The 23177-nt window shown below is 35.8% G+C and carries 19 protein-coding genes; 10 read left to right on the forward strand and 9 right to left on the reverse strand.

Going from position 1 to position 23177, the window contains the following annotated elements; all coding sequences use genetic code 11:
* Positions 1–23 precede the first annotated feature (23 nt).
* The 3 genes from nuoD to ndhC all read right to left on the reverse strand — a co-directional run bounded on the left by nuoD (position 24) and on the right by ndhC (position 2801).
* On the reverse strand, positions 24–1766 hold the full coding sequence (nuoD, locus tag Q0976_RS02725) for an NADH dehydrogenase (quinone) subunit D (RefSeq protein WP_299490710.1): 1743 nt from the start codon (positions 1764–1766) through the stop codon (positions 24–26).
* A 76-nt stretch (positions 1767–1842) separates the two neighbouring features.
* Positions 1843–2409, reverse strand: coding sequence for an NADH-quinone oxidoreductase subunit B (locus Q0976_RS02730; protein ID WP_299490713.1), 567 nt, complete (start codon positions 2407–2409; stop codon positions 1843–1845).
* A complete protein-coding gene (gene ndhC, locus Q0976_RS02735; RefSeq protein ID WP_299490717.1) occupies positions 2406–2801 on the reverse strand; it encodes an NADH-quinone oxidoreductase subunit A in 396 nt (131 codons plus the stop codon). The genes Q0976_RS02730 and ndhC overlap by 4 nt, the downstream gene beginning before the upstream one ends.
* Before the next feature lie 245 nt (positions 2802–3046).
* On the opposite strand from ndhC, the gene Q0976_RS02740 reads away from it, so the two are divergent.
* The gene (locus Q0976_RS02740) at positions 3047–5203 is read left to right on the forward strand and encodes a S46 family peptidase (protein WP_299490719.1); all 2157 of its coding nucleotides are present in this window, start codon (positions 3047–3049) and stop codon (positions 5201–5203) included.
* A gap of 98 nt (positions 5204–5301) precedes the next feature.
* On the opposite strand, the gene Q0976_RS02745 is transcribed toward Q0976_RS02740, so the two are convergent.
* From Q0976_RS02745 to Q0976_RS02770, 6 genes are all read right to left on the reverse strand, one after another.
* Positions 5302–6051: a pseudouridine synthase gene (locus tag Q0976_RS02745; RefSeq protein WP_299490722.1), complete on the reverse strand. Its 750-nt coding sequence runs from the start codon at positions 6049–6051 to the stop codon at positions 5302–5304.
* Positions 6048–6740 (reverse strand): hypothetical protein, encoded by a 693-nt coding sequence (locus Q0976_RS02750; protein WP_299490723.1) that lies wholly within the window; start codon positions 6738–6740, stop codon positions 6048–6050. The genes Q0976_RS02745 and Q0976_RS02750 overlap by 4 nt, the downstream gene beginning before the upstream one ends.
* A gap of 92 nt (positions 6741–6832) precedes the next feature.
* Positions 6833–8170, reverse strand: a complete 1338-nt coding sequence (locus Q0976_RS02755) for a Na+/H+ antiporter NhaC family protein (RefSeq protein ID WP_299490724.1) — start codon at positions 8168–8170, stop codon at positions 6833–6835.
* Between the two features lie 529 nt (positions 8171–8699).
* Positions 8700–9383: an SIMPL domain-containing protein gene (locus Q0976_RS02760; protein ID WP_299490725.1), complete on the reverse strand. Its 684-nt coding sequence runs from the start codon at positions 9381–9383 to the stop codon at positions 8700–8702.
* A 149-nt stretch (positions 9384–9532) separates the two neighbouring features.
* A complete protein-coding gene (locus tag Q0976_RS02765; RefSeq protein ID WP_299490727.1) occupies positions 9533–10771 on the reverse strand; it encodes an SGNH/GDSL hydrolase family protein in 1239 nt (412 codons plus the stop codon).
* Between the two features lie 236 nt (positions 10772–11007).
* A complete protein-coding gene (locus Q0976_RS02770) occupies positions 11008–12165 on the reverse strand; it encodes a type VI secretion system ImpA family N-terminal domain-containing protein (protein WP_299490729.1) in 1158 nt (385 codons plus the stop codon).
* 364 nt (positions 12166–12529) lie between these two features.
* On the opposite strand from Q0976_RS02770, the gene Q0976_RS02775 reads away from it, so the two are divergent.
* Genes Q0976_RS02775 through Q0976_RS02815 form a run of 9 tightly spaced genes read left to right on the forward strand, consistent with a single transcriptional unit; the run spans position 12530 to position 23171 of the window.
* Positions 12530–13057: a type VI secretion system tube protein Hcp gene (locus Q0976_RS02775; RefSeq protein ID WP_299490731.1), complete on the forward strand. Its 528-nt coding sequence runs from the start codon at positions 12530–12532 to the stop codon at positions 13055–13057.
* A gap of 44 nt (positions 13058–13101) precedes the next feature.
* Complete coding sequence (gene tssB, locus Q0976_RS02780) at positions 13102–13611, forward strand: type VI secretion system contractile sheath small subunit (RefSeq protein ID WP_299490734.1); 510 nt, start codon at positions 13102–13104, stop codon at positions 13609–13611.
* The gene (tssC, locus tag Q0976_RS02785; RefSeq protein ID WP_299490736.1) at positions 13608–15059 is read left to right on the forward strand and encodes a type VI secretion system contractile sheath large subunit; all 1452 of its coding nucleotides are present in this window, start codon (positions 13608–13610) and stop codon (positions 15057–15059) included. The genes tssB and tssC overlap by 4 nt, the downstream gene beginning before the upstream one ends.
* A gap of 38 nt (positions 15060–15097) precedes the next feature.
* Entirely contained in the window at positions 15098–16417 is a 1320-nt protein-coding gene (locus Q0976_RS02790) for a type VI secretion system contractile sheath large subunit (RefSeq protein WP_299490740.1), read from the forward strand.
* The gene (locus Q0976_RS02795; RefSeq protein WP_299490742.1) at positions 16417–16836 is read left to right on the forward strand and encodes a hypothetical protein; all 420 of its coding nucleotides are present in this window, start codon (positions 16417–16419) and stop codon (positions 16834–16836) included. Before Q0976_RS02790 ends, Q0976_RS02795 begins: the two co-directional genes overlap by 1 nt.
* Complete coding sequence (tssF, locus tag Q0976_RS02800) at positions 16787–18613, forward strand: type VI secretion system baseplate subunit TssF (RefSeq protein ID WP_299490744.1); 1827 nt, start codon at positions 16787–16789, stop codon at positions 18611–18613. The genes Q0976_RS02795 and tssF overlap by 50 nt, the downstream gene beginning before the upstream one ends.
* Positions 18607–19515: a type VI secretion system baseplate subunit TssG gene (locus tag Q0976_RS02805; RefSeq protein WP_299490746.1), complete on the forward strand. Its 909-nt coding sequence runs from the start codon at positions 18607–18609 to the stop codon at positions 19513–19515. The genes tssF and Q0976_RS02805 overlap by 7 nt, the downstream gene beginning before the upstream one ends.
* Before the next feature lie 4 nt (positions 19516–19519).
* The gene (gene tssH / locus Q0976_RS02810) at positions 19520–22111 is read left to right on the forward strand and encodes a type VI secretion system ATPase TssH (RefSeq protein ID WP_299490748.1); all 2592 of its coding nucleotides are present in this window, start codon (positions 19520–19522) and stop codon (positions 22109–22111) included.
* A 25-nt stretch (positions 22112–22136) separates the two neighbouring features.
* The gene (locus Q0976_RS02815; protein ID WP_299490752.1) at positions 22137–23171 is read left to right on the forward strand and encodes an FHA domain-containing protein; all 1035 of its coding nucleotides are present in this window, start codon (positions 22137–22139) and stop codon (positions 23169–23171) included.
* The last annotated feature ends 6 nt before the right edge of the window (positions 23172–23177 follow it).

The raw sequence follows: 23177 nt of genomic DNA on the forward strand, positions 1-23177 counted from the left end.
TTGCATCCTTTTTTATTTTTCATTCATCTGTCCAGATCTGATAAAACGTAGTCTATAGAGCTGATGTACGCGACTAAATTTCCCACTTGTTCACCTTCACATACTGCTTTTACTGATTGAAAATGGGGAATTGAAGGGGTTCTGACCCTTAATCGATAAGGGCTAGATTGGCCTTCGCTGAAAAGGTGGTAACCTGTCATTCCTTTTGATGTTTCTGTGGCAAAAAAAGTTTCCCCTTTTGGCATGTTAAATCCGCGCCCAGTATCGATGAAATGATGAATTAAGGTTTCAATATCTTGTAGCGTATTTTGTTTACGAGGAAAGGCGTAATCGTTGCATTCCATGTCTTGGACTGGGCCTGTAGGCATGTGGATTAATTTGTCTATTGCCTGTTTGATAATTTTCAAGGTTTCAGTGATTTCTTGCAGTCGAATATCGATTCGTGAAAAACAATCATTATGTTGGGCAGTCGGAATATTAAAATCATAACTATCATAATTACAATAAGGTCGAGTGCGACGAAGGTCCCACTCTAAACCCGATGCGCGAAGGTTTGGACCGGTAAAGCCCCAATCGATAGCTTGCTCTTGACTGATGATCCCGATATCACGAGTACGATTTTGAAATATACGGTTTTTAATAGTGAGTTTTTCTAATTCTGGAAGACATTGTGCCATGCTGTCACAGGCTTTATATGCTAATGCTTGCCAGCCTTCAGGCATGTCCTGACTCACTCCGCCTACGCGAAAAAAAGCGGGATGCATACGAGCACCAGTCACGAGTTCGATAAAATCAAAAATTTCTTCTCTGACTTTAAAGCAATAAAAAGCAGGGCTTATTGCGCCTAAATCGTGGCCAAAGCTCCCCACCCAAACAAGGTGGCTGGATAGGCGAAAAAACTCAGTCAGTAATACTCTAATGACAGTGGCGCGTTCAGGAACATGACTGTCAATGAGTTGTTCAATGGCGAGTAGGTAGGGAAGCTCACCTGCGACGCCGCCGAGGTAATCAACGCGATCAGTATAGGGAATATAGTTATGATAAGTATGGCGTTCGGCTAACTTTTCGACGCCTCGATGGTGATAGCCTATCTCTGGGGTTATTTCGAGTAAGGTTTCTCCGCGTAGTTTTGTCATGAGCCGAATAATCCCATGAGTACCTGGGTGGTTGGGACCAATATTGAGCAACATGGTGTCTTCTTCATCAGCTTGGCGGTGATCAGGTATTTGATAACTTTCCATTATATTGGCGTAATCTTCACTATCGAGATCAAAGGGTGCAGGCATTTTTGTGGCATGAAATGGATAGTCTTTGCGTAGTGGATGACCTTGCCAGTATTCAGGCATCAATAATCGAGTGAGGTTAGGATGACCCGAAAATGTGAGGCCAAACATGTCCCAAATTTCTCGTTCATACCAATTGGCTGAAGGCCAAATAGCGGTAATGCTGGGTACTTTTTCACTGTCATCATTGAGATATACTCGAATACAGATGTCACGATTAGCGGTGAGGGAAATGAGGTGGTAAAAAACACAGTACCCCTTTTCTGAACGTTTTGATTCATCTATCGCTGAAATATCAAATAACATTTCATATTTAACTGGAGATTGTTTTTTGAGGTAATTGAGTATAGGAATGAGATCGGCAATGTCGACTTTAAAGCTAGGTAAGTTATTGGAAACATTGGAAAGCAGCTCAACATTAAAATCTTCAAGTAGACTCATTTCCAAAGCATGTCGTTGCTTTTTTTGTGTGTTTGTTTTCATCTGTCTTTTTATCTCAATCATTAGGGCAAATGATTTTTAAAGAGACGCTACCGCATACCTATGAAGTTGACTGCACTCATTTGACAATAATGCCTAAGGGTTTTCTGTCTCGAGTAAAAATACTGTTTGGATTATTTTGTACGTGATCTTGAAGGAGATTCAGTCCTTGTAATAAAGCTTCTGGGTGGGGAGGGCAACCTGGTACATAAATGTCGACTGGTAAAAAAGTATCCAGTCCTTGTACAACACTGTAGATGTCATACATGCCACCTGAGTTGGAACACGATCCCATTGAGATCACCCATTTAGGTTCTAGCATTTGTTCATGCAAGCGTTTTACCAAGGGAGCGACTTTGCAGAAAATGGTTCCAGAGGTGATTAATACATCACTTTGTCTAGGGGAGCCTCTTATCACTTCAGCGCCAAAGCGAGACATATCATAACGGGAGGTCATGGCAGACATCATTTCAACAAAACAACAAGAGGTACCAAAGTTATAAGGCCATAAAGAGGACTTTCTGCTCCAGGCGATAATATTATCGAGCTCTGCGAGTACCGTTCCCATCGCGCCTGTTTTAGTTGGTGAAGTTTCAAGATTATTTGAACGTGTTAGATCTTGCTGAATAGGAATATTCTTACTCATATTGTTAATGCTCTTTTGGCTAATAGGTAAAATAAACCGAGTAATAGAATAATCATAAAGCTTACTGCAGAAATCATTCCTGCCATGCCTAACGCCCAAAAATTGACAGCCCAAGGCCAAAGTATGGCCGTTTCTAATTCGAAAATAAGAAAAGCACTGGCAATTAAAAAGTAGTTTATTGACAGTGATTTTTTTGGACTTGTTGTGGGATTAAGTCCACATTCAAATGGCACTTCATTGTGTCTGGATAAGGGTTTACCTGAGATAAGTCGATTGAGGGAAAGTAATAAAATAGCAATCGCCATCGCAACAATTGCGAAAACCAATAAAAAAAGCTCTGGTGTTGAATGAGTCATGGGCACATTAATATTTGGAGCATTCTCATCTTTCAACTGTAGAACATAGAGTGTTAAAGCGCACCTTATAAGTGGTATTTTTATTCTAAAGAGAGCGATTCTACAGGCTTTAATATGTTTCTTTATGTTTTATTGTTGTTATGTGTTTGGGTTAAATATGATAGGGTTTACTTAAAATGGATTGAGTTTAATGATACAGGTCTAAAAGGATATTGATGGATTGTTTAATAAACAAAAGTGTATTTCGTTGTTAAGAATAGCAATAAAACGGATGAGAGAAGATGAGAAAAATACTGGTAACAGCAATACTGGCAAGTTGCTTTTCAGCATACGCCGATGAAGGGATGTGGCAACCTTACCAATTACCTGCAATGGCAGAAGAGCTGCAAGCAAAGGGGTTAGAAATTGATCCGAAGACGATTTCAACATTAACGGATTACCCCATGAATGCGGTGATAAGCCTTGGTGGATGTACTGCTTCTTTTGTGTCACCTAAAGGTTTGGTTGTCACTAATCATCATTGTGCTTATGGTTCAATCCAATATAACTCTACGCCAGAGAAAAACTTGCTGAAAGAGGGTTTTTTGGCAAAAAGTTATCAAGAAGAATTACCTGCGACACCAGGATCACGCGTTTTTGTGACAGAATCAGTTGTTGAAGTCACTGATAAGATTAAACATGACATAATGGAGTTGAAAGGAGAAGCGTTTTATCAGGCGGTTGAACAAAGAGAGAAAAAACTTATTTCTGCTTGTGAAATAGATAAAAGTTATCGTTGTCAGGTGTATAGTTTTCATGGGGGCCTAGAGTATTATCTGATTAAACAGCTGGCAATACGTGATGTGCGACTGGTGTATAACCCCGCTTCCAGTGTTGGGAAATATGGCGGTGATATCGATAATTGGATGTGGCCTCGTCATACTGGGGACTTTTCTTTTTATCGTGCTTATGTCGCTAAAGATGGAAAACCTGCTGATTTTAGCCCCGAGAATGTTCCTTATGAACCTAAGAGCTTTTTAAAAGTTTCGGCAAAAGGTGTGAGTGATGATGACTTTGTGATGGTTGCAGGTTATCCAGGAAGAACAAATCGATACCGAACCGCTAATGAGGTGAAAAATACTTTTGAGTGGTCTTATCCTGAAGCCAAAATATTGAGAGAGCGTTTTATTGAGATCATTAAGCAAACTGCACCTGCAGGAACAGATGAGCGTATTAAGTATGAAAGTTTGATTGCTGGTTTGGCTAATTATGCCAAAAACTATACTTCGATGATTGAGTTTTATGGTAAGTCAAATATGCTGGCTGATAGGGAAAAAGGTGAAAAAGACCTTTCTACTTGGATCCATACTGATGAAAAAAATAATGCTCATTTTTCTGATAGCTTAACAAAATTAGATGCATTAATTGTGGAATCTCAAGAAAACCAAGCGCGCAAGATGTTGGTCAACTATATGGATTACACCACAATGGCGCCCACTGCTCGCCAACTCTACCGCTTAGCGAATGAAAAGCAGTTAAAGGATATTGATAGAGAGCCAGGGTATCAATCCCGTGATATGCCAGAATTTAAATCTCAGCTTGAGCGAATTGATCGTCGTTATGCCGCGAGTGTTGATAAAGCCTTGTTATTTGATTTACTGCAGCGCTATGCGCAATTGCCTAAGAGCGAGCATATACCTGCATTAGATACATTTTTTGGGATCAAGGCTTCATTTGATGCAAAACAAGTCCGTCAAAAGCTTGATGTTATGTATGCCAACACCAAATTGGGTGATGAAGCGACCCGTCTAGCTTGGATGAATAAATCTGTTGATGAGTTCAAAGCGTCCAAGGATCCCTTTATTCAATTTGCGGTGGCTATGTACGAAAGCGACATGGCACAAGAGAATAAAGAAAAACAATTAACGGGTGAGTTGATGAAAGTGCGTCCACAGTATATGGCTGCGGTTATTGCTTATCACCGTGCCCAAGGTAAACCCATTTATGCTGATGCAAATTCGAGTTTACGAGTCAGTGTGGGTCATGTGCAAGGTTATTCTCCTGAAGATGGGTTATACGCAGAACCTTTCACTCGTTTAGAAGGGATTGTGCAAAAAGATACGGGTATTGCCCCTTTTGATGCACCAGCAAAAGAATTGTCTTTAATTAAAGAAAAAAAGTATGGCGATTTTTATGTGGAAGCGGTGAACTCGGTTCCCGTTAATTTCTTGTCAACATTGGATACGACAGGTGGCAATTCTGGTTCTCCGACATTGAATGGTAGGGCTGAACTTGTTGGATTATTATTTGATGGAGTATATGAAAGTATTATTGGCGATTGGAATTATAATCCTAGTAATAATCGCTCTATTCAAGTTGATAGTCGGTATATGTTATGGGTGATGAAGTATCTGGATAATGCCGATAATCTATTAGATGAAATGGAGATTGTGCATTAATCTGTTTTAAAATGATGAGAGGCTAGGGGACGCTTCAATTAGCGGCATCAATGATTTGGTTAACTTAATTGTCAACGCCCCCTAGCCAGCCTCTTATCTCATTGGGACACTAGTGATAGGAGTTTTGTCACTTCTGCTTGGGTTAATTGTCTTTTTTCGCCCTCAAGTAAATGACCTAAGGTCAAACTTTCTATTGATACTCTTTTTAAATCGACGACTCGATAACCTAAGGCTTGAGACATGCGGCGAATTTGTCGATTGAGTCCTTGGGTTAACACAATTTCAAATTGAGTTTCTGTGAGTCTATTGATAATGCAAGGTAGTGTGGTGATGTTTTTATATTGTACGCCCTTAGCCATGGATTCAAGAAAAGTATCATCAAATACTTTATTTAACTGTACTTGATAGGTTTTGCTGTGTGCAAAACTTGGGTGTAATAATTGATGGGTTAATGTGCCATCATTGGTTAATAGTAGTAACCCTCTTGAATCTTTATCGAGTCTTCCTACGGGATAAAGGCGGGGAGATTGAGGGAGAAGGTGTAATAAACTATTAGGATCATGTTTCAATAATCGAGAATCTGTGCCCATAGCTTTATGAAATAGCCAGTAACTTTTTGTTTCAATGTTTGGAATGACTTTATCATCAAACAATATTATCTCGTGAATTGATGGAATGATTTGATTATTAATGTCCTTGTGCAACATGACAGTATCAATATGATTTGCAAGTCTTCCGTTTAATGTAATCCGTCCATCTCGTATATACCGAGTTGCGGCACGTCGTGAGCACAATCCTGTCATTGCAAGGTATTTTGCAAGTCTGATTTTGATTGTTTGATTATTCATGATTGAGAAGAAATATTGGGATTGGTTTGAATGATGTGTTTAACACTTAAGCCTAATGAAAAGCACCATGCGAGCAAGATGGCAGGTCGTAGCCATACCATTAATAAAATCCAGCAGGCTTGGGTATTTTCATGCTTGCATGAAGGGAAGCTCAGTGCTTGCCAATTGAGTTTTAAGAGTAATGTTAAAGCAACAATAAACCCTATTGCACTGAAGAACATAATGGGATAACCGCATAAAGATGGATGACTTGTACGGGCCGCCATCGTAAAAAAATAAAGCATTAACGTACTGAGCAAGTAACTAAATGTGGCCAAGTGGTGTAATTGTAAGTAATTAACAGGAAACATTCCCATGCAGAAGAGTGATATTCCGAGCCAAGCACCGGTTAAGGCGATAAGCAGTGTTTTATGGCTTAGCTTAATACGATAAAGAGTTACCATCGCAATGAAAATGAAAAAGCCTGCGAGCATTAGCGCAATATTATAAATAAATGCATAAGGGGAGTGAGAATAACTGCCTAATAAGTCAGAGCGGTAGAAGAAAACAGATGCGCCATGAGATTGATATTGTGCCCACAATGCGATACTTATTCCACAAAAAATACAGATAGCACCAATGACAATAGTGTACATGAGAAAACGTTGAAGATCATATTCTAATGGTTCAAGTGGGTTGGCATTTTTCATTCGATATTTAAAGTTCCAAACATAACGAAAGGAGTGCGATGAGTGCACTCCTTTTGTTTAATTAATTTGATGGGGAGAAGTCTAGAAAATAACTAGACTCTTTTACGAAAGATAACAATGATCACGGCAACAAGGGCTAAGACCATGCAATACCAAGCGTGTGTGACCACTTCTAAAGGGGATAAAGCAAAAATCGAGGCGGCTAATAATGCTTGTGCACCATAGGGAATAATACCTTGTACGATACAAGAGAAGATATCTAATATACTCGCTGAACGTTTTGGACTGACACCGTGTTTATTGGCTAAATCTTTTGATATGTCACCTGTTACTACAATTGATACGGTATTGTTGGCAACACAAATGTTGGTTGCCGTGACGATACTGGCTATTCCAAGTTCAGATGCGCGACGAGATTGACCATCTTTTGATTTTGAAAAGCGAGCGATAAGCGATTCAATTTTTAAACTAATAAAGGTCAGCCCCCCCTGTTGTTGCATTAATGCGGCGAGTCCCCCTACGAGCATTGATAGAATAAAGATTTCTTGCATATTGCCAAAACCTGTATAAATATCTTGACCAAATTGGATGATGGAGTAATCCATTGTGGCTAATCCAGCGATACCCGCCAATATAATCCCAACGGTTAATACTAAGAATACATTTAAGCCAATAATGGCTAAAAAGAGGATAGTTAGATAGGGAATCACTTTGATAAAATCAATATCTTGAGGTGCGACTTGTGCTTGCCCTTGACCTGCAATGATAAAAAGCGTGAGCGTGATTAATGAGGCTGGAATCGCAAATATAAGATTTTCTTTGAATTTATCTCGCATTTCACAACCTTGAGTGCGAGTGGCTGCAATAGTTGTATCTGAAATGATGGATAAATTATCACCAAATAATGCCCCAGAAATGACGGCTCCTGCCATTAATGGTAAATCAATATGGGCTTCATTTGCGACGCCTAGCGCAATGGGTGCGACGGCGGCAATGGTCCCCATAGACGTTCCCATTGCGGTTGCAATAAATGCAGCAATAACGAAAAAACCGGGTAAAAGCAAGCTAGAAGGAACCAGAGATAGGCCCAGTGCTACAGTTGCATCTACACCACCCGTTGCTTTAGCTACTGCGGCAAATGCTCCAGCTAATAAATAAATGATACACATAGCGATAATATTTGAATGGCCTATTCCCGCCAGAAAAGTATTAATAGCCTGATTCAATTGTTGTTTAGAAATAATGATGGCAAAAATAATGGCGGGTAAAATAGCGACGACGCTAGGTAATTGGTAAAAAGCAAAATCGATACCTTGGCTTTGATAATAAATGCCTGCGCCAATGAATAAGCCTAGAAATAAAAATAATGGCAGTAAAGCGATAAAGGATGGACTCGGTTTAATGCTGGGGGTGGGGGTTGAAGTTGTCAATGGTAAGTACTCTTCTAGGTTGTGCATTTACTACTGGGCAGTGATAGATGAGGATCGCCGCCGCACGCAGACTCATGATGCTAAATGACTGTCTTATTTTGCTCAGGATATTCAATTGTGTTACTTATGTCAATTTAGACGTCTAGATGGTTTTACTGCTAAATTAACCTTAAAAACTCATTTATTTTTAAGTAATTGATAATTAATAAATTAATCGTATTGAAATACGCTTTCCTTTGATGTGTTTTTTAGTCACAAAACAGCTGAAGGTTGAGGTGGACGTTTGATAATGATTAGACATCGCTACTATTGAGAAAAATATTGTTGTAATGAGAGATAAAAATGTATGAGCGGATATTTTGTCTATAGCGCCCTGCTTAATATTTTATGGGTGTTTATTGAATATTAACTTAGAAGATTATTACGGATGATAGAACTGTCACTTATGCAGGGATCATCAATGGCTGTGTTTAAAAGCATTTTAATGTTAGTTGAACCCTGCATCTTCAAGTATTTTAGGTCATTAATTTTATTCGTTGAACATTAATTGAATTTGTCCGGATGCATCGACATTGATAGCACTGCTGCCGCTTTTGACGACGGGAGCAGATGATGCCATTTCTGATTTCATCATAGGACGTGGATAAGCCATGTATTGATTACCCGTGTTAATATTGACCGAGACGATTTGGTAATTACTGGCTCCCATGTTTTTTTGAATGAGTGTGGCTTGTTGTTTAAATTGATTAAGGGCATCAATAGAGAGTTGGTTTTGTGTTTTCTGTCTGCTAGCTTGACTCACCTTAAATACCATTGAGGTGATGTTAAGATCTGCTTGTAATTTTCCCATTACTTTTGTTAATAATGCAAGATCGGTACTTTCTAATTCAAGCTGCTGGGTTGTTTTCCAAGCAACAATCTGTTGATCTTTGTAAATTGGTCGGGTTTGATAATTGGTGGTTTTATACTTTATTTGAGGCGTATTTTTAAGTCGGTTTAGCGCCGTAGCCATTTGTTTGTTGACTTTATTATTTGCTGTCTCTGCTTGCTGAGATTGGTTGGAAGCTTGTAGAGTGACCAGCATAATATCATTATCAATTTCTGCTGTAGCCGTTGTTGAAATATTGTACAGGTTATAATTTAATGGTTCTGCGAATACGCAAGGTATAAACATTATAAAAAATAATATCGATAATCGAATAGAGTGTTTCATGCTAAGTACCTTATTAATATGATTTTGTTGTTTAGACTATTTTTAATATTAGCAGTTCGATATCGAGAAGAATAATCTTAACTAGCCGTTTGGATGTTAAGCGGGGATGTAAGGTGGTATTTGGCTGAATACCACCCTGTTACTACAGATTAGAAGATAAAGCTATCAAATGCTGTTTCAATGATCTCATCAGCAATAATATTGTGCGTTTTCGTTGTTGGATGTGTGACGCCCCAAAAAAGATAACTATCAGAACCATATGTTGAGCAATCACTGCGTAATGCATGTGTTTGTAAATAGTCAATAGATGAGCTTCTATTGATATCTAAACATGAGTCAGAGGTATTACGTAGCCCATAACTTTCAGGTGATTCAATAATGTTATCAAATAACGTGCTGGTATCGTAGAGTACAAAGTTGAGGCCTTGGGCTTGATAAATGGCGACTTCAGTTTCTATGAATGCATTAAATGCTAAGATTTTTTCACGGATCTCTTCTGTTGTTCCATCGGTATTGTATTTAAATTGAGGTGCTAATGTCGCATCAGGTAGGTTGAGTACAACCATGTTCTCAATCCCATTTTCAGCGAGTTTTTTCAAAGCATTAGAGAAATCATCACTGACCTCATCAACGGTGCGATCATCATTAACGAAATCATTTAAACCAAATTCAAAAGTCACTAATGTATCTTTTGGATCATAATGTTTTGATAATTGCATGTATTCCAAATAAGAGTCAATTTGTCCATCAATGCCTGTGAGTACAACATATTTATCTTCTCCTTCCGCCCCTCCTATGGCCCAAGTGTAGACCGGAATATCTTTAAATTCTGCTAGGTATTCGGTCCAAACAAATCCATTAGAAAAATGACCTAAGAACCATGAATTATCATTTGGAAATAACCATTGAGAACCATTATAAATATTGCCAGTATCAGAGATACTGTCACCAAAGCTGACTATTTTATTAATTTTACTTATGTTGTCATTATTTTCGCTTACATCATTGGTCCAAATGGTGTGGTTATATGAAAAGCGAGTATCTGCAGCAAAAAAAGTAATATCGGCGGCTTCAAAGTCTGTATTTAAGGTTTTTTCACATCGTTCTTCAATATCGTTATTGGCTGTTTCTGTGAAGAACATATTTTTCCATGAGGTACTAGAATACCAATAACCTGATAATTTATAATAGCTTCCATTATCATTGAGTGCCCATTCCCAATCTGTTGCAGATTGGTCGTTATTATCATGAGGGCGGTACCAGCACCTTACATAGGTATAGGTTTCATCATTTTGTAATTTTTCTATTTTATTTGTTGATAATTCAGTGAAATCAGCAGAAGCGCAGACAGGAAAAAGGATCGCTGCAATGATAGACAGTTTTTTCATTTTCTCATTCCATTTATTGTTATTCAGAGTGTTATTATTGTTTTGTCAACATTTTTTACGTTGCCATAAGGGCTCTTATTGTTAGAGCCTCTGCTCTATTTGTTGATCATTGCGTGTTAATTAGCAATATCTTAATAACAATATTTACACAGATTTACTTGGTTGTTTTTTTGTTAACTCCAATGATTATTTATACTTAAAAGAGATTTTAATATTAAATCGTTGATTTTAAATGATTAGTCTGATTCGTTATTTTCTTTTGATGATTCGGATATGTAGTTAGTGTTTAATCCAGCCAAATTGAAAATATCATTTAAAGAGGCTTTACCGTCCCTGTATAATTCATCTAATAACTCAGGGAGTGATAATTCTCCCCATCGAATGCTTTTATCGAGTAAAAATGAGACAGGGCTATGGGGCTCATTGACTCTGAAATAATGGGCAATCATGCGAATTTGATTAAATGCTTGCTCACGGTTGTTGATGTCATTTAGATTATTGTTTTTTAATTCAACTATCGTGTCATTTTCATTTTCATTTGAAGGTTCAGATTCTTTGTTATCTTCACCTTGTGGGGAATTATCTATTGCTTGGATATCAGCAAGGAACTCTAAAGCTGTTTTAGCTTCAATAAGTTCTTCAATAACTGATGAGAAAGCGGGAGGAGTAATTGAATTATTAGCTATTTTCTCGGAAATAAAAGTTTTTAGTTCTAAGACTGCTTCAATGCTTAATTTTAAATTATTTATCTTTAACTCTGTTAAGTTGAGTTTGTTTTTATTTTTTATTATCGTCGGTAATATTTTTGACTTCATTGTATCTCTTTGACTTGATGTGTTATTTTTTATGTAATGCGTTAATGTAATATCGTCAAATAAAGGGGTGAGTCTTAAAGGAAGAAAAAGCATCCCGTTACCTTTAGATTCGCCAAAAAGCTGAGATAATGCTTTAATTCTGATGTTTATCGTTTCTAATGTCTCTTCATCTTCTTTCAGGTTCTTATTTGTATTTGAAATAAAAAGAGGGTAAATATCATCCCAATAATTTAATATACTGTCTTTTAAAAATTGAATAGATAGGTTAAAACTGGTGAGAGACTTATCTATTATGAGTTGTGATCCGACTAACCAGCTAATAAGTTCAATATCTTTAGTATGTTGGAGGGCATCAAAACATAATGAGGATAGGTTGGTCCAGTTTACAATATTATCTTCTATTAACTGGCTATTGTTTAATTCTTCTGGAGTATCAATTATTTTTTTCATACTCGTTCTTGCTTGATTGAAGGCATTTCTTAAACTTCTATATTTAGTTCTATCTAGTCTAATAAACTCTCCACAAGGTTTCTGTTCAGATATCGAATTAAACATCTCTTTTATTGTATCTTCAGTCATGTGCATATTTATACTCATTATAAGATTAATAATTGAAAAACATATCAATTGTTTTTTGGATTAATAAATTATAGCTTATGCTCTTTCAGTTATCTTATATACTTCTGGTTTAATAGTTTTTCATTAAAACAGTACTTTTAGGTATAAGATATTGTTTTATTTGTTGTAGTTTTATTTTTACTCGATGAATTCACTATTTTATTTTACTTTTAACGATTTATTATAATAAATGGAGAATAATAAAAAACCTGCTACTTTTATTTATACGTAAATGATTTTTTAATTTTAATAGTTATTCTGAAATTAATGTGTAAAAAATCATCTTATTAGGTTGAAAATCATAATATTTAATGGAGAGTACTTAATGGCACTTTTATGTCAAGTAGTCGGTTGCAAAGACTTACCAGCACCAGCAAATACCTCTGAAGGTTCTGGGGTTGACGGTAAAAATTGGTTTCCTCTTTCTACATTGGGCTTCTCTTTTTCAAGAGATATTAGTATGGAAGTTGGCAAGACGGCTAATACGGATGCTGGAACAACAAATATGAGTGAGGCGTGCTTTACCAAAGCGTCAGATCCCTCGAGTGAAATTATATTATCATTATTATTTTCACCTGGAGATGAAGGTCATAAATTTGAGTTTGTTTCTACAAAAGCGAACCGTATTGGTGAAGGTTTTGATGTCGCACAAAAAATTACTTTAACGAATTGTCGAATAACAAGCGTATCTTATGATTTTAATGATAGTGGTAGTTCTGTGGAGGTTGTAAGCCTAGTTTATACGACTTTTGAAATTAAATATTACCATGAAACTTCAGAAGGGAAAATGGCAGCAGGTGGTACAGTGGGAGTTGATTGTAAAACAGGTAAAGCAACGTCTAAGGCTTGTTGATTTATTTAATTTATATAATTTTTATAGATAGTTAAGGACAAAATATGGCGCTCAATTCTCAGCATAAACGCATAAGTAAAAACAGAGTGAGTATTACTTATGACGTTGAAACTAATGGTTCAATTGTTACTAAGGAACTGCCTTTTGTTGTCGGTATGGTAGGACCTTATTCTGGCCACAGACCTGATGATGAAAAAGACCCGGTTGAAGATAGGGAGTTTACCCAGATAGACAAAGATAATTTTGATAGCGTGATGAAAGACTTTGATCCTCAATTATCTTTTAAAGTGGATAATAAATTGATTGATGATGACAGTCAGTTTGAAGTGAACTTGAAGTTTCAATCAATGAAAGATTTTCTTCCTGAAAATATTGTTAATCAAGTAGAGCCGTTAAAAAAATTGGTTGACACTCGTAATCAATTAAAAGTTCTGCTTTCAAAGGCAGATCGTTCCCGAGACTTTGAAAAATTATTGAAAGACATATTACAGAATAATGAGGCCATTGAATCACTGGCATCAGAGTTAGGCGTGAATAAGGAAGAAGCAGAATGAGTGAAGAGCAAAGTGAAGATCAAAGTTATTTAGAACAAGCTTTGACTATGACGAGTCAAACTCCTGCTGATGACACGAAAGCGTTGTTGGCAACGTTAACAGAAGAGTCATTCAAAGGGACGGTAACTTGGGATAAAAATCTTACAGTAACTGTTGATAATGCCATCAGTGCCATTGATGAGTTAATTTCTAAGCAATTAACAGAAGTGTTACATAATGAAGAATTTCAGCGATTAGAAGGTTCTTGGAATGGCGTACAAAAAGTTGTCAAGGAGTCTGATTTAGGTCCAGATTTAAAAATAAGAATTGTGGATTATAAGAAAGATGAGTTACTTGACCAGTTTGAAGATGCCGTTTCAATAGATAGAAGTCGCTTTTTCAATATGATTTATCAAGAAGAATACGGCACTGCAGGCGGAGAGCCCATTAGCTTGTTATTAGGAGATTATTTTTTCTCCTATAGTGATGAAGATGTCGCTTTACTGAGGTATATTGGTGAGGTTTCAGCGGCTTCTCATTCTCCCTTTATTGCCGCAACCAACCCTGCCATGTTTGATTTTTCAACCTATGAAACATTTTATGAGGGTAAACCTGTTGCTGCTGGTTTTGATTCACCTGCTTATGCGAGTTGGAATGCATTTAGGGAAAGTGAAGACTCTCGTTATGTGACATTGACTATGCCGCAGAGCATGACAAGGCTGCCTTATGGTGAAAGAGGGACTAAAGTTAAAGATTTTAATTATCAAGAGTTTGAACTTGATGATAAAGGTGAGCCTCGGCCATCAGGCTTAAAAGACTTTACTTGGACTAACGCTTGTTATGAGATGGGATTACTCATGACAACCGCATTTAGGCAATCGGGTTGGTGTACGGCAATAAGAGGGGTTGAAAATGGTGGTAAAGTAGAAAACTTACCCAATTATACCTATTTATCTCTATCTGGTGATACCCTTCAGCAATGTCCAACACAAATAACCATTACCGATGAGAGAGAGAAAGAACTTAGCGATTTAGGTTTTTTACCGGTTGTGCATTATAAAGGCAGTAATTATGGTGTCTTTATGGGGGCACAGACTACCCAAAAACCGAATACTTATATCGATCCAGATGCGACTGCAAATGCGGCCATTTCAGCTAGATTGCCATATATTATGGCCAGTTCTCGTATTGCACATTACCTCAAAGTCATGGGTAGGGATAGGATCGGTTCGGCGTTAGATCCTATTGATGTAGAAAAAGAGCTGTCGTTATGGATTGGTCAATATGTCAATCCTAATGCAATTGGTAATGAATCTAAAGCAAAGACACCGTTGAAGGAAGCTAAGGTTACTGTGGTTGAACAAGTGGGTCGTCCTGGTTGTTATTCTGCGGTGGCGTATCTTTGTCCTTGGTTACAAATGGAAGAGTTAACGACATCGTTAAGGATGGTAGCAAAGATTCCTGAGTAAAAAGTATGTATGGTTAATTGATAAATTAAGGCGATTTTATGGAAGAAATTTTGGTTGATTCTGATGAAGAAAAATCAGAATACGAAGCTTTAGTTGCATTAAAGTTAACAACCAATAAAATTATTTCGACGATAGATCGCCTTTGCTCTGAGCAATTATCATTAATTTTACAGCATAAAGATTTTAAGGGGTTAGAATCATCTTGGCGCGCTTTACAACTTGTGATTGACACTCGATCTTATTCTAATAATGTGCTTATCAAAGTACTTTCTCTGAATTGGATTGAATTGAGTAAAGATGTTAATTTAGCGTCAGAAGTAAAAAGAACATTACTATATAGGTTGGTTGTTAATAATGAGCTGAATACATTAGGTGGCCATCCATTTGGTGTTTTAAATATTGATTATGATGTTTCAGATCAAGAATACATTGAATCTGATTTTGATGACTTATATACATTACAGTTATTGTCAGAACTAGGACAAATAGGTTTATGTCCTGTTGTTTTAGATATTAACCCTTTATTTTGGGGGGTGACACCAGAAAGGCTTCTATATGATCATGATAGGTTAGTTAGGATAAGTGAGAGTGATGATTTAAGCTCATGGAGGCTCTTGAGGAATCAAAAATCAGCTAATTTTTTAGGTTTGGTGATGAATCCTTTTCGTCTTAGAGATCCCTATATGGATCATTATTCGGGATTTGTTTTTAATCAAGGGGATCATGAGCAGTCTATACTATGGGGAGGAGGAAGTTATGCTTTTATTGCAAGTATAATAAATGAGTTTGAAAGAACTTCTTGGTTTGGATTTTTGAGAGGTGGGACGAATAGGGATGACGATTCATTAGTATTAATTGGTTCAAAAAAAGAGTGGATCCAACCAAAGTTTCGTTTGTTATCTTGTCATGACAGCTTTTGGTCAAATTTAGGAATTATTCCAATTTTAAGTTGTTTTCTCACCGGGCAGGGAATGATCACTAGTAATAAATCTGTATATAATGGTTTCTCAACGATAGAAAATAATCAAGTTAATTTAATGCTTCAGACTAACCTGATGGGATGTCGATTTTGTCATTATATTAAGTTATTGGCTAGAGAGTATGTGGGGAGTCATTACACTATTGAAGAAATAGAGTCTAAGTTAAATATCTGGATAGATAAGTATGTTAGTGCGATAGACTATGGTGATGACAATATCATGGCGACTTATCCACTTTATTCTGCTGAAATTAAGCTAAATAAAGTCGATAATGAGATGGCATATAAGTGTAATATTAGTTTGTCACCTCAATATCAATCAGAATCAATAAAAGGCTTTTGGAAAATACAAACAGGTGTCGGAATAGAGGATGAGTAATGTTATTACATCGATTTCTATTGAGCCATGAAACGCTAAAAGAACAGATAAAAAAATCGATATTAAATAATTTGGCTTCGCTATTATCTTCTAGGCCTCCAGTATGGATGCCTAAAATTCAATCAGATATGGTTTTGAATTCAATTGGAACCTTGGGTTTTGTGCATTTATCTAAAAATATTAGTGCTCTTGAATCTACAAAGGTAAGGGCTGAATTAATAAAAAGAATCAACTTTTTTGAACCAAGGATTAAGTCTCTTTCAATTTTAGTGGAAAGTAATGTCAATAATAATGATTTGGTTTTTAGTATTTCAGGTTATTACTTATATTTGGGGGATGAGGTGGATTTCATCACCAAAGCAAATATTGATGTTGTCAGTACAAATGTCAGGATACAGGAGAGTTATTTTGCATCATAGATTTCTCTATTTTTTTGAACAAGAACTTATGTACTTGAAAAATGATGTGTCTAAGTTTGCTTCTAGCTATCCTGAGTTAGCTAGAAATTTAAATATTCATGGTTCGGATATTGAAGATCCAGATATATCAAGGTTAATCGAAAGTATTGCTCTTTTAAATGCGAGAGTAAATAATAAAATAGATGATGACTATCCTAAACTGGTTCGTCAACTTCTTAGAATGCTTTTTCCACAGTCAGTTTGTCCTATTCCTTCATATAGCATTGTCGAGTTCTCTATTGGTGACACTTCAAATTCGATAGAGTTTATTCCTCAAGGAAGTTTATTTAGAATTAATGATGATAAAATGGTAACGGTTTTCAGTACCTGTTATGATCTTGAATTGTATCCGATAAAGTTAATATCTGTAGATGTTTTTGATGCACCTTTTAATGAATATAAACCCGATAAAGCCTATCTTTCTCAGTCTTTAATGAGATTGACACTGAGAAGTTTTGAAAATGAAGCTCCTATTGTAAGTTTGTTGGGGGATTCATTGATTTTTTATTTAGATGGTGAAATTCAAGATGCATATCGGTTGTATGATATTTTATTTAGTTCAGTTGATTGTATTGTATTGTCAGCGGGGACTTTAGAGGAAGGGGTTGAAATAAGTTGTGATAGCATTAAACCTTATAGTATAGAAAATGAATTGGACATATTACCTTACCCTGTAAGAGGTTATGGTGGATTAAGTGCAATCAATGAATTTTTTAATTATACAGATAAACATCGATTTATTAGTATTGATATTTCTTCATTAAAACATAAATTGCGTCATGAGAGTGAGTTTTCACTTTATATATATTGTAAAAATATACCGTTGAGTGTGTCTAGGTTTTTGAATCAGTCAAGCTTTAAGTTAAATTGTGTTCCTTTTGTCAATCTCTACCCATTAGAAGCTGAGCCACTCAGAATATCAGGAAGAAATTTGAGAAATAAAATATCAACTGATGTATTGGATAATAATATTCATACTTTTTGCGTTGATGAAATAATGGATATATCGACAGGTAAAGGGGAGTTAGTTACAGCACTTTATGAAGATAAGTATTATGACAATAAAAGTGAACTTCATTATATATTGGAACAAGATGTTGATATTTCAGCTGAGTTTTATAATTTTGTCACTTTGGTTGGTAATGAAAATAAGAATATTAATGATAGAGAAAGGGTTTTATCTGTTAAAGTAAAAGCGATGATGGATGAGGGGGTGTCTTTAATATCAACAATGTCAAGAGTGACTTCATTAAATGCATTAACGCTTAGCTTTAGTCCTACCCTTTTGACTAAACCATCAGCTTCTATTATGAATGTATTAAATGATAATGTGTCTTGGGATCTGTTGCAGCATCTTAATTTAAATCTTTCTGTGATATTTGGAAGTGAATCTCCTTTGATAGAGCTTAAGAGAATGTTGTCCATTTATAATAGAAAAGATAAAGCAAGAAATGAAACTTGGATTAACTCTATTGTTAGTTTGAAAATGGAAAGGGTTGTTTCGCCAGCTAGAATAAATAATAAAAGCTGTTATGTTCAAGGCAGTCGTATTGACATAGAAATCAACTCTGATGAGCTAACGAGTGGTGGAATTTTTATATTAATTCATTTATTAGACTATTTCTTTTCTTGGTTTTGCAGTTTTAATAGTTTTACTCAGCTAGATGTATGTTTAGTTGGTATTAGTGGTACATATCACTCCTGTCCAAGAAGAATGGGGTGGAGGGCTGGATGTTAGTGAGCCCTTTAAATGGAAAATTACAAGAATATGAATATATTCAAGTTAAAAGATTTTTAGAGAATATAGAATGTTCAGATTATTCAAATAGGAAAATATTAACTTATTCTGGACAGTTTTGTGACTTTTCTTATGGAGAGGTAAAAATAGTCTTTCAGAAAGATAATAATTGGATTATAAAAGTTAACCTTCCTAGTTTACTAGGGTATTATTTTACTTTACCTGAGACATTTTATTCTCTTACGTTAAGAACATATTTTGATGATGATGATTCAATGATTGACTTTTTTAATATATTTGAAAATAGGCATTTTGAATTATTGTTTAAATCTTCTTGTAAAAATAACTTAGCATTAAACTATGAAGAAGAAATCAGAGGAGTAAAAAAAGGCAAGAGGTATCTTTCTGAATTATTGAGTTTAATCGGTGGCAGCTTACCTCAATACGGTGGTTTGATGTCATTAAAAAGTAGCAACGCCAAAGTAATTAAAAATATTTTAGAGGATTATTTTAATATTAAATTTAAAATATATTCAGATACACCTGACTATATTCCACTAGTATCAGGAACTTGTTCAAAGGTTGGAATGGAAAATTCAACTTTAGGCGTTAGTTTACTGTTGGGTAAATCTTGTATTATTTTTGGAAATAAAATGATAGTAGAAATAGAAGCCGAAAATGAAGATAACTTTCAACAGTTAAGATCTGATATTAAACTAAAAGAAAAAATTGAAAGGGTAATCAGTGAATATATGGCGACACCGATAGTCATTAATATTGTTATAAAAACGAAGTCTGCATTTATGCCAAGAGCAATGCTTGGAAAAAATGATACGAGTGAGCTCGGGTCTTCTTGTTTTATAGCGAGTGAACAAGATTTTATCTATTATAAAGTGAAATAAAACAATGATTAAATTAGAGCTTTCAGAGCTTATTTCCAAGTTGACTCCAGAGTTAAAGCAGGATTTAGAGTCTGCTGCTGGAGATTGCCTTTCTAGGCAACATTTTACTGTGACTGTTGAGCATTGGCTATTTCAACAACTAAAAAGAGGCTCTTCTATATGGATTGAGGTATTAGAATCTGTTTCTATTGAACCATTTCTTTTGATCAATGAACTTGAAATGGCATTATCGACAATGGCCAAAGGTAATGACAGTCCCCCTAGTATTTCATCTGAGTTAGTGGAGTTGATAAAAGATGCATGGTTGATTGCGTCTATTAATCAAATGTCATCAAAAATCACACCTTATCATATTATTATGGTTGGTATTAATCGATTATCAATGGGGAGTATTTTTTGTTATGGTTGCCAATCAGTTGAAGATTTAATGAAGAAAGTTTCTTTAAGTTGGATTCAATCTAAGGCTGAGTTTACGAATGAAACCATTAAAGGTGGGCAAAGAGAAGACAGCCATACCTCTTTTGATGCTCATACTGCTCTTGATAAATATTGTAAAAATATTACTCAACAGGCTAATGAAGGAGAGCTTGATTCCGTTATAGGTCGACATGATGAAATAAGAAAGGCCATTGATATACTATGTCGAAGGAAACAGAATAATCCTATATTAGTTGGAGAGCCTGGTGTCGGAAAAACAGCGATTGTTGAGGGGTTAGCATGTCGTATTGTTGAGAAAACGGTACCTTCGGTACTCCTTAATACTGTCATTTATTCTCTAGATCTAGCTTTATTGCAGGCTGGGGCGAGTATAAAAGGTGAATTTGAAAACAGGTTGAAGGATATATTAAATGAAGTAAAGGCATCCACTGAGAAAATTATTATTTTTATTGATGAGGCTCACTCTCTTATTGGAGCAGGTGGTAAAGAGGGGCAGGGAGATGCTGCAAATATATTAAAACCCGCTTTAGCCAGAGGTGATTTTAAAACACTTGCTGCAACAACTTGGGCTGAATATAAAAAATATTTTGAGAAAGATGCAGCTTTAACGCGACGTTTTCAACTCATTTCTGTTAATGAGCCTACAGAAGAAGTGAGTATTCAAATTTTAAGGGGGACATCAGTTTCTCTTTCTGAGCATCATCAAGTCAGAATATCAGATAAAGCATTGGAAGCTGCAGTTTCTCTATCAGTTAGATATTTACCCGATAGGCAGTTACCCGATAAGGCTATTTCGTTGCTTGATACGGCTTGTGCGCGTATAGCTTTAAGTCAAGTTGCTGAACCTCATCAAATAGAGTCTGAGAAAGTTCATTTATCACAGCTGCAAACAGAGTTAATTGCTTTAGAAGGAGAAGTGGCATTAGGTAATGATCATCAAAATCGTATTCAACAGATTGAAAAAGAAATAAAATATTCTAACAATGAGTTAACTACATTGAATACTCGATGGCAGGAAGAAAAGAAATTAACTGATGAATTATTGGCCTTAGAGCTAAAGGTATTAAATGGAGATAAAGGGGGGCAATTTGTTGACGAATTAAGTAAGCAACGACAAACTTTGTCTCAGATACAAGGAGATCATCCTTTAGTACATAGTATTGTTGATGATATTGCCATTGCGACAGTTATTGCTTTGTGGACAGGTATTCCTGTGGGAAATATGTTAGAGGATGAAGTTGACCGTTTAGTCAATTTAGAAAAAAATATAGCAAAAAGGGTTGTTGGTCAATCAGGGCCTATCAAATCCATTGCTGATTCAATACGAATTTCGAGGACAGGTTTGGGTGATATTCGTAAACCTATGGGAGTTTTTTTAATGTGTGGTCCAAGCGGTGTTGGAAAAACGGAAACAGCCTTGGCATTATCTGAGCAATTATTTGGTGGTGAACAATATTTGACAACACTCAATATGACTGAATTTAAAGAAGAACATAAAGTTTCAATGTTGTTAGGAGCACCAGCAGGTTATGTGGGTTATGGGCAGGGTGGAGTGTTAACTGAAGCTGTTAGAAAAAAGCCTTATGGTGTTTTGCTGCTCGATGAAATGGAAAAGGCACATTCTGGCGTGCATGATATCTTTTACCAGATTTTTGATAAAGGTTGTATTAATGATAGTGAAGGACGAAATATTAGTTTTAAAAATATATTGATTATTATGACATCAAATGCCGCTGATAAATTAATTAGTGAGTTGTGTAGTACGCATTCTATTAGTATTGATAAGTTAGCTGTAGAAATTAACGATGAAATGCAACGATATTTTAAACCTGCTTTTCTAGGCCGATGTACTTTAGTTCCTTACTATCCATTAACAGAGTCGGAGCTAAGCCAAATTGCAAAATTAGTTATTGCGCGTATTGCTGAACGTATTAAGGCTCACTATAGCGCAAAGTTAGAGTGTACACAGCAAGCTTATGACTATCTCCTTGGATTGAATCAGTCACCTGAAACAGGAGCAAGAGCAATTGAGCAAATTGTACAAATGAAAATTTTACCTAAATTATCGACAGCATGTATTGAGAAATTAGTTGGCGGGGAAAAGTTTAAATTGGTTAAAATTGACTATAATGAAGTTTTAAATATTTCACTTCATTAGCACATCAATCAATGAAGGGATTCTTATGGTGCTTTCGTTACATGTTATTTTTTCTCCTGAGGGAGAAATATTAAGTCGAATGAATTTTACTTTTCCAGAGGAAGGGGGGAGTATAGGAAGTGATCCAAATAGTACAATAGTGTTATCAGGTAATACTTATAAAGTATTACCTGTGCATGTGATAATCTTAAAAGAAAAGAATAATTATTATATTAAAAATATGAGTCAGTCAGGGGTTTCGGTCAATTGCTCTACTGTTTTAATCAATAATAATAAATTATTAAAAGATGGAGATATGATTGATATTGGGGGTTATCGTTTACTTGTATCTTGTTTTTTATCACGAAATAATAAACCATTTTTAGATGAGTCAGATAAAGGTGTATTTAATATTAATGATGGGAGGGATTTAAAAAAATCAGGGCTTCATAATAATAGGACTGATTTGGATTTATTTGATGATCCTTTTACGGATTTTGATGAACCAGAATTAAACCGAGTGAAAACACCTCACCCCCCAAATAATACTAGTATAAAAGACTCTCGTTATTCACATTCTCATGAAACTGAATATATCAGCCGAGATTTTAAATCAAATAATGTTTTATCATCGTCCATTGCTATTGATGATGCATTAGAGCCAGACCCTTTTATTAGTTCAAGCCAACAAGGAAAGTTAGAGGCAATACATTGTGTCGATTCTGAAGTGGGATCGGCTTATATATCTCAACATTTTCCTGTAGAGCAAAATGATATTTGTCATGAACCGAGAGCTGTTATGTCTATGGAACATTATAATCAAGTCAATCATAGCTCTCATAATACAGTAGTGGCGCTAACTGAAATGGAACTAATGAGAGTGAAGATAGAGGGGGCTATGCAGCGTTTTTTAGAGGAGTTATCACCTGAGTATTTAGAGTCTATGTTTAAGGATTGTCATATAGGTTGGCGAAAACTTAAGAAAAAAGATCTATGGGAGCTATATAGCTCTCACTTTTTTAGAATGATGAATTCAAATGAGTTTCAGCGGAAATTTTGGGCTTATTTTTGTGATGAGTGAGGATGT

The organism is uncultured Shewanella sp., assembly GCF_947501665.1.
Taxonomy (GTDB): domain Bacteria; phylum Pseudomonadota; class Gammaproteobacteria; order Enterobacterales; family Shewanellaceae; genus Shewanella.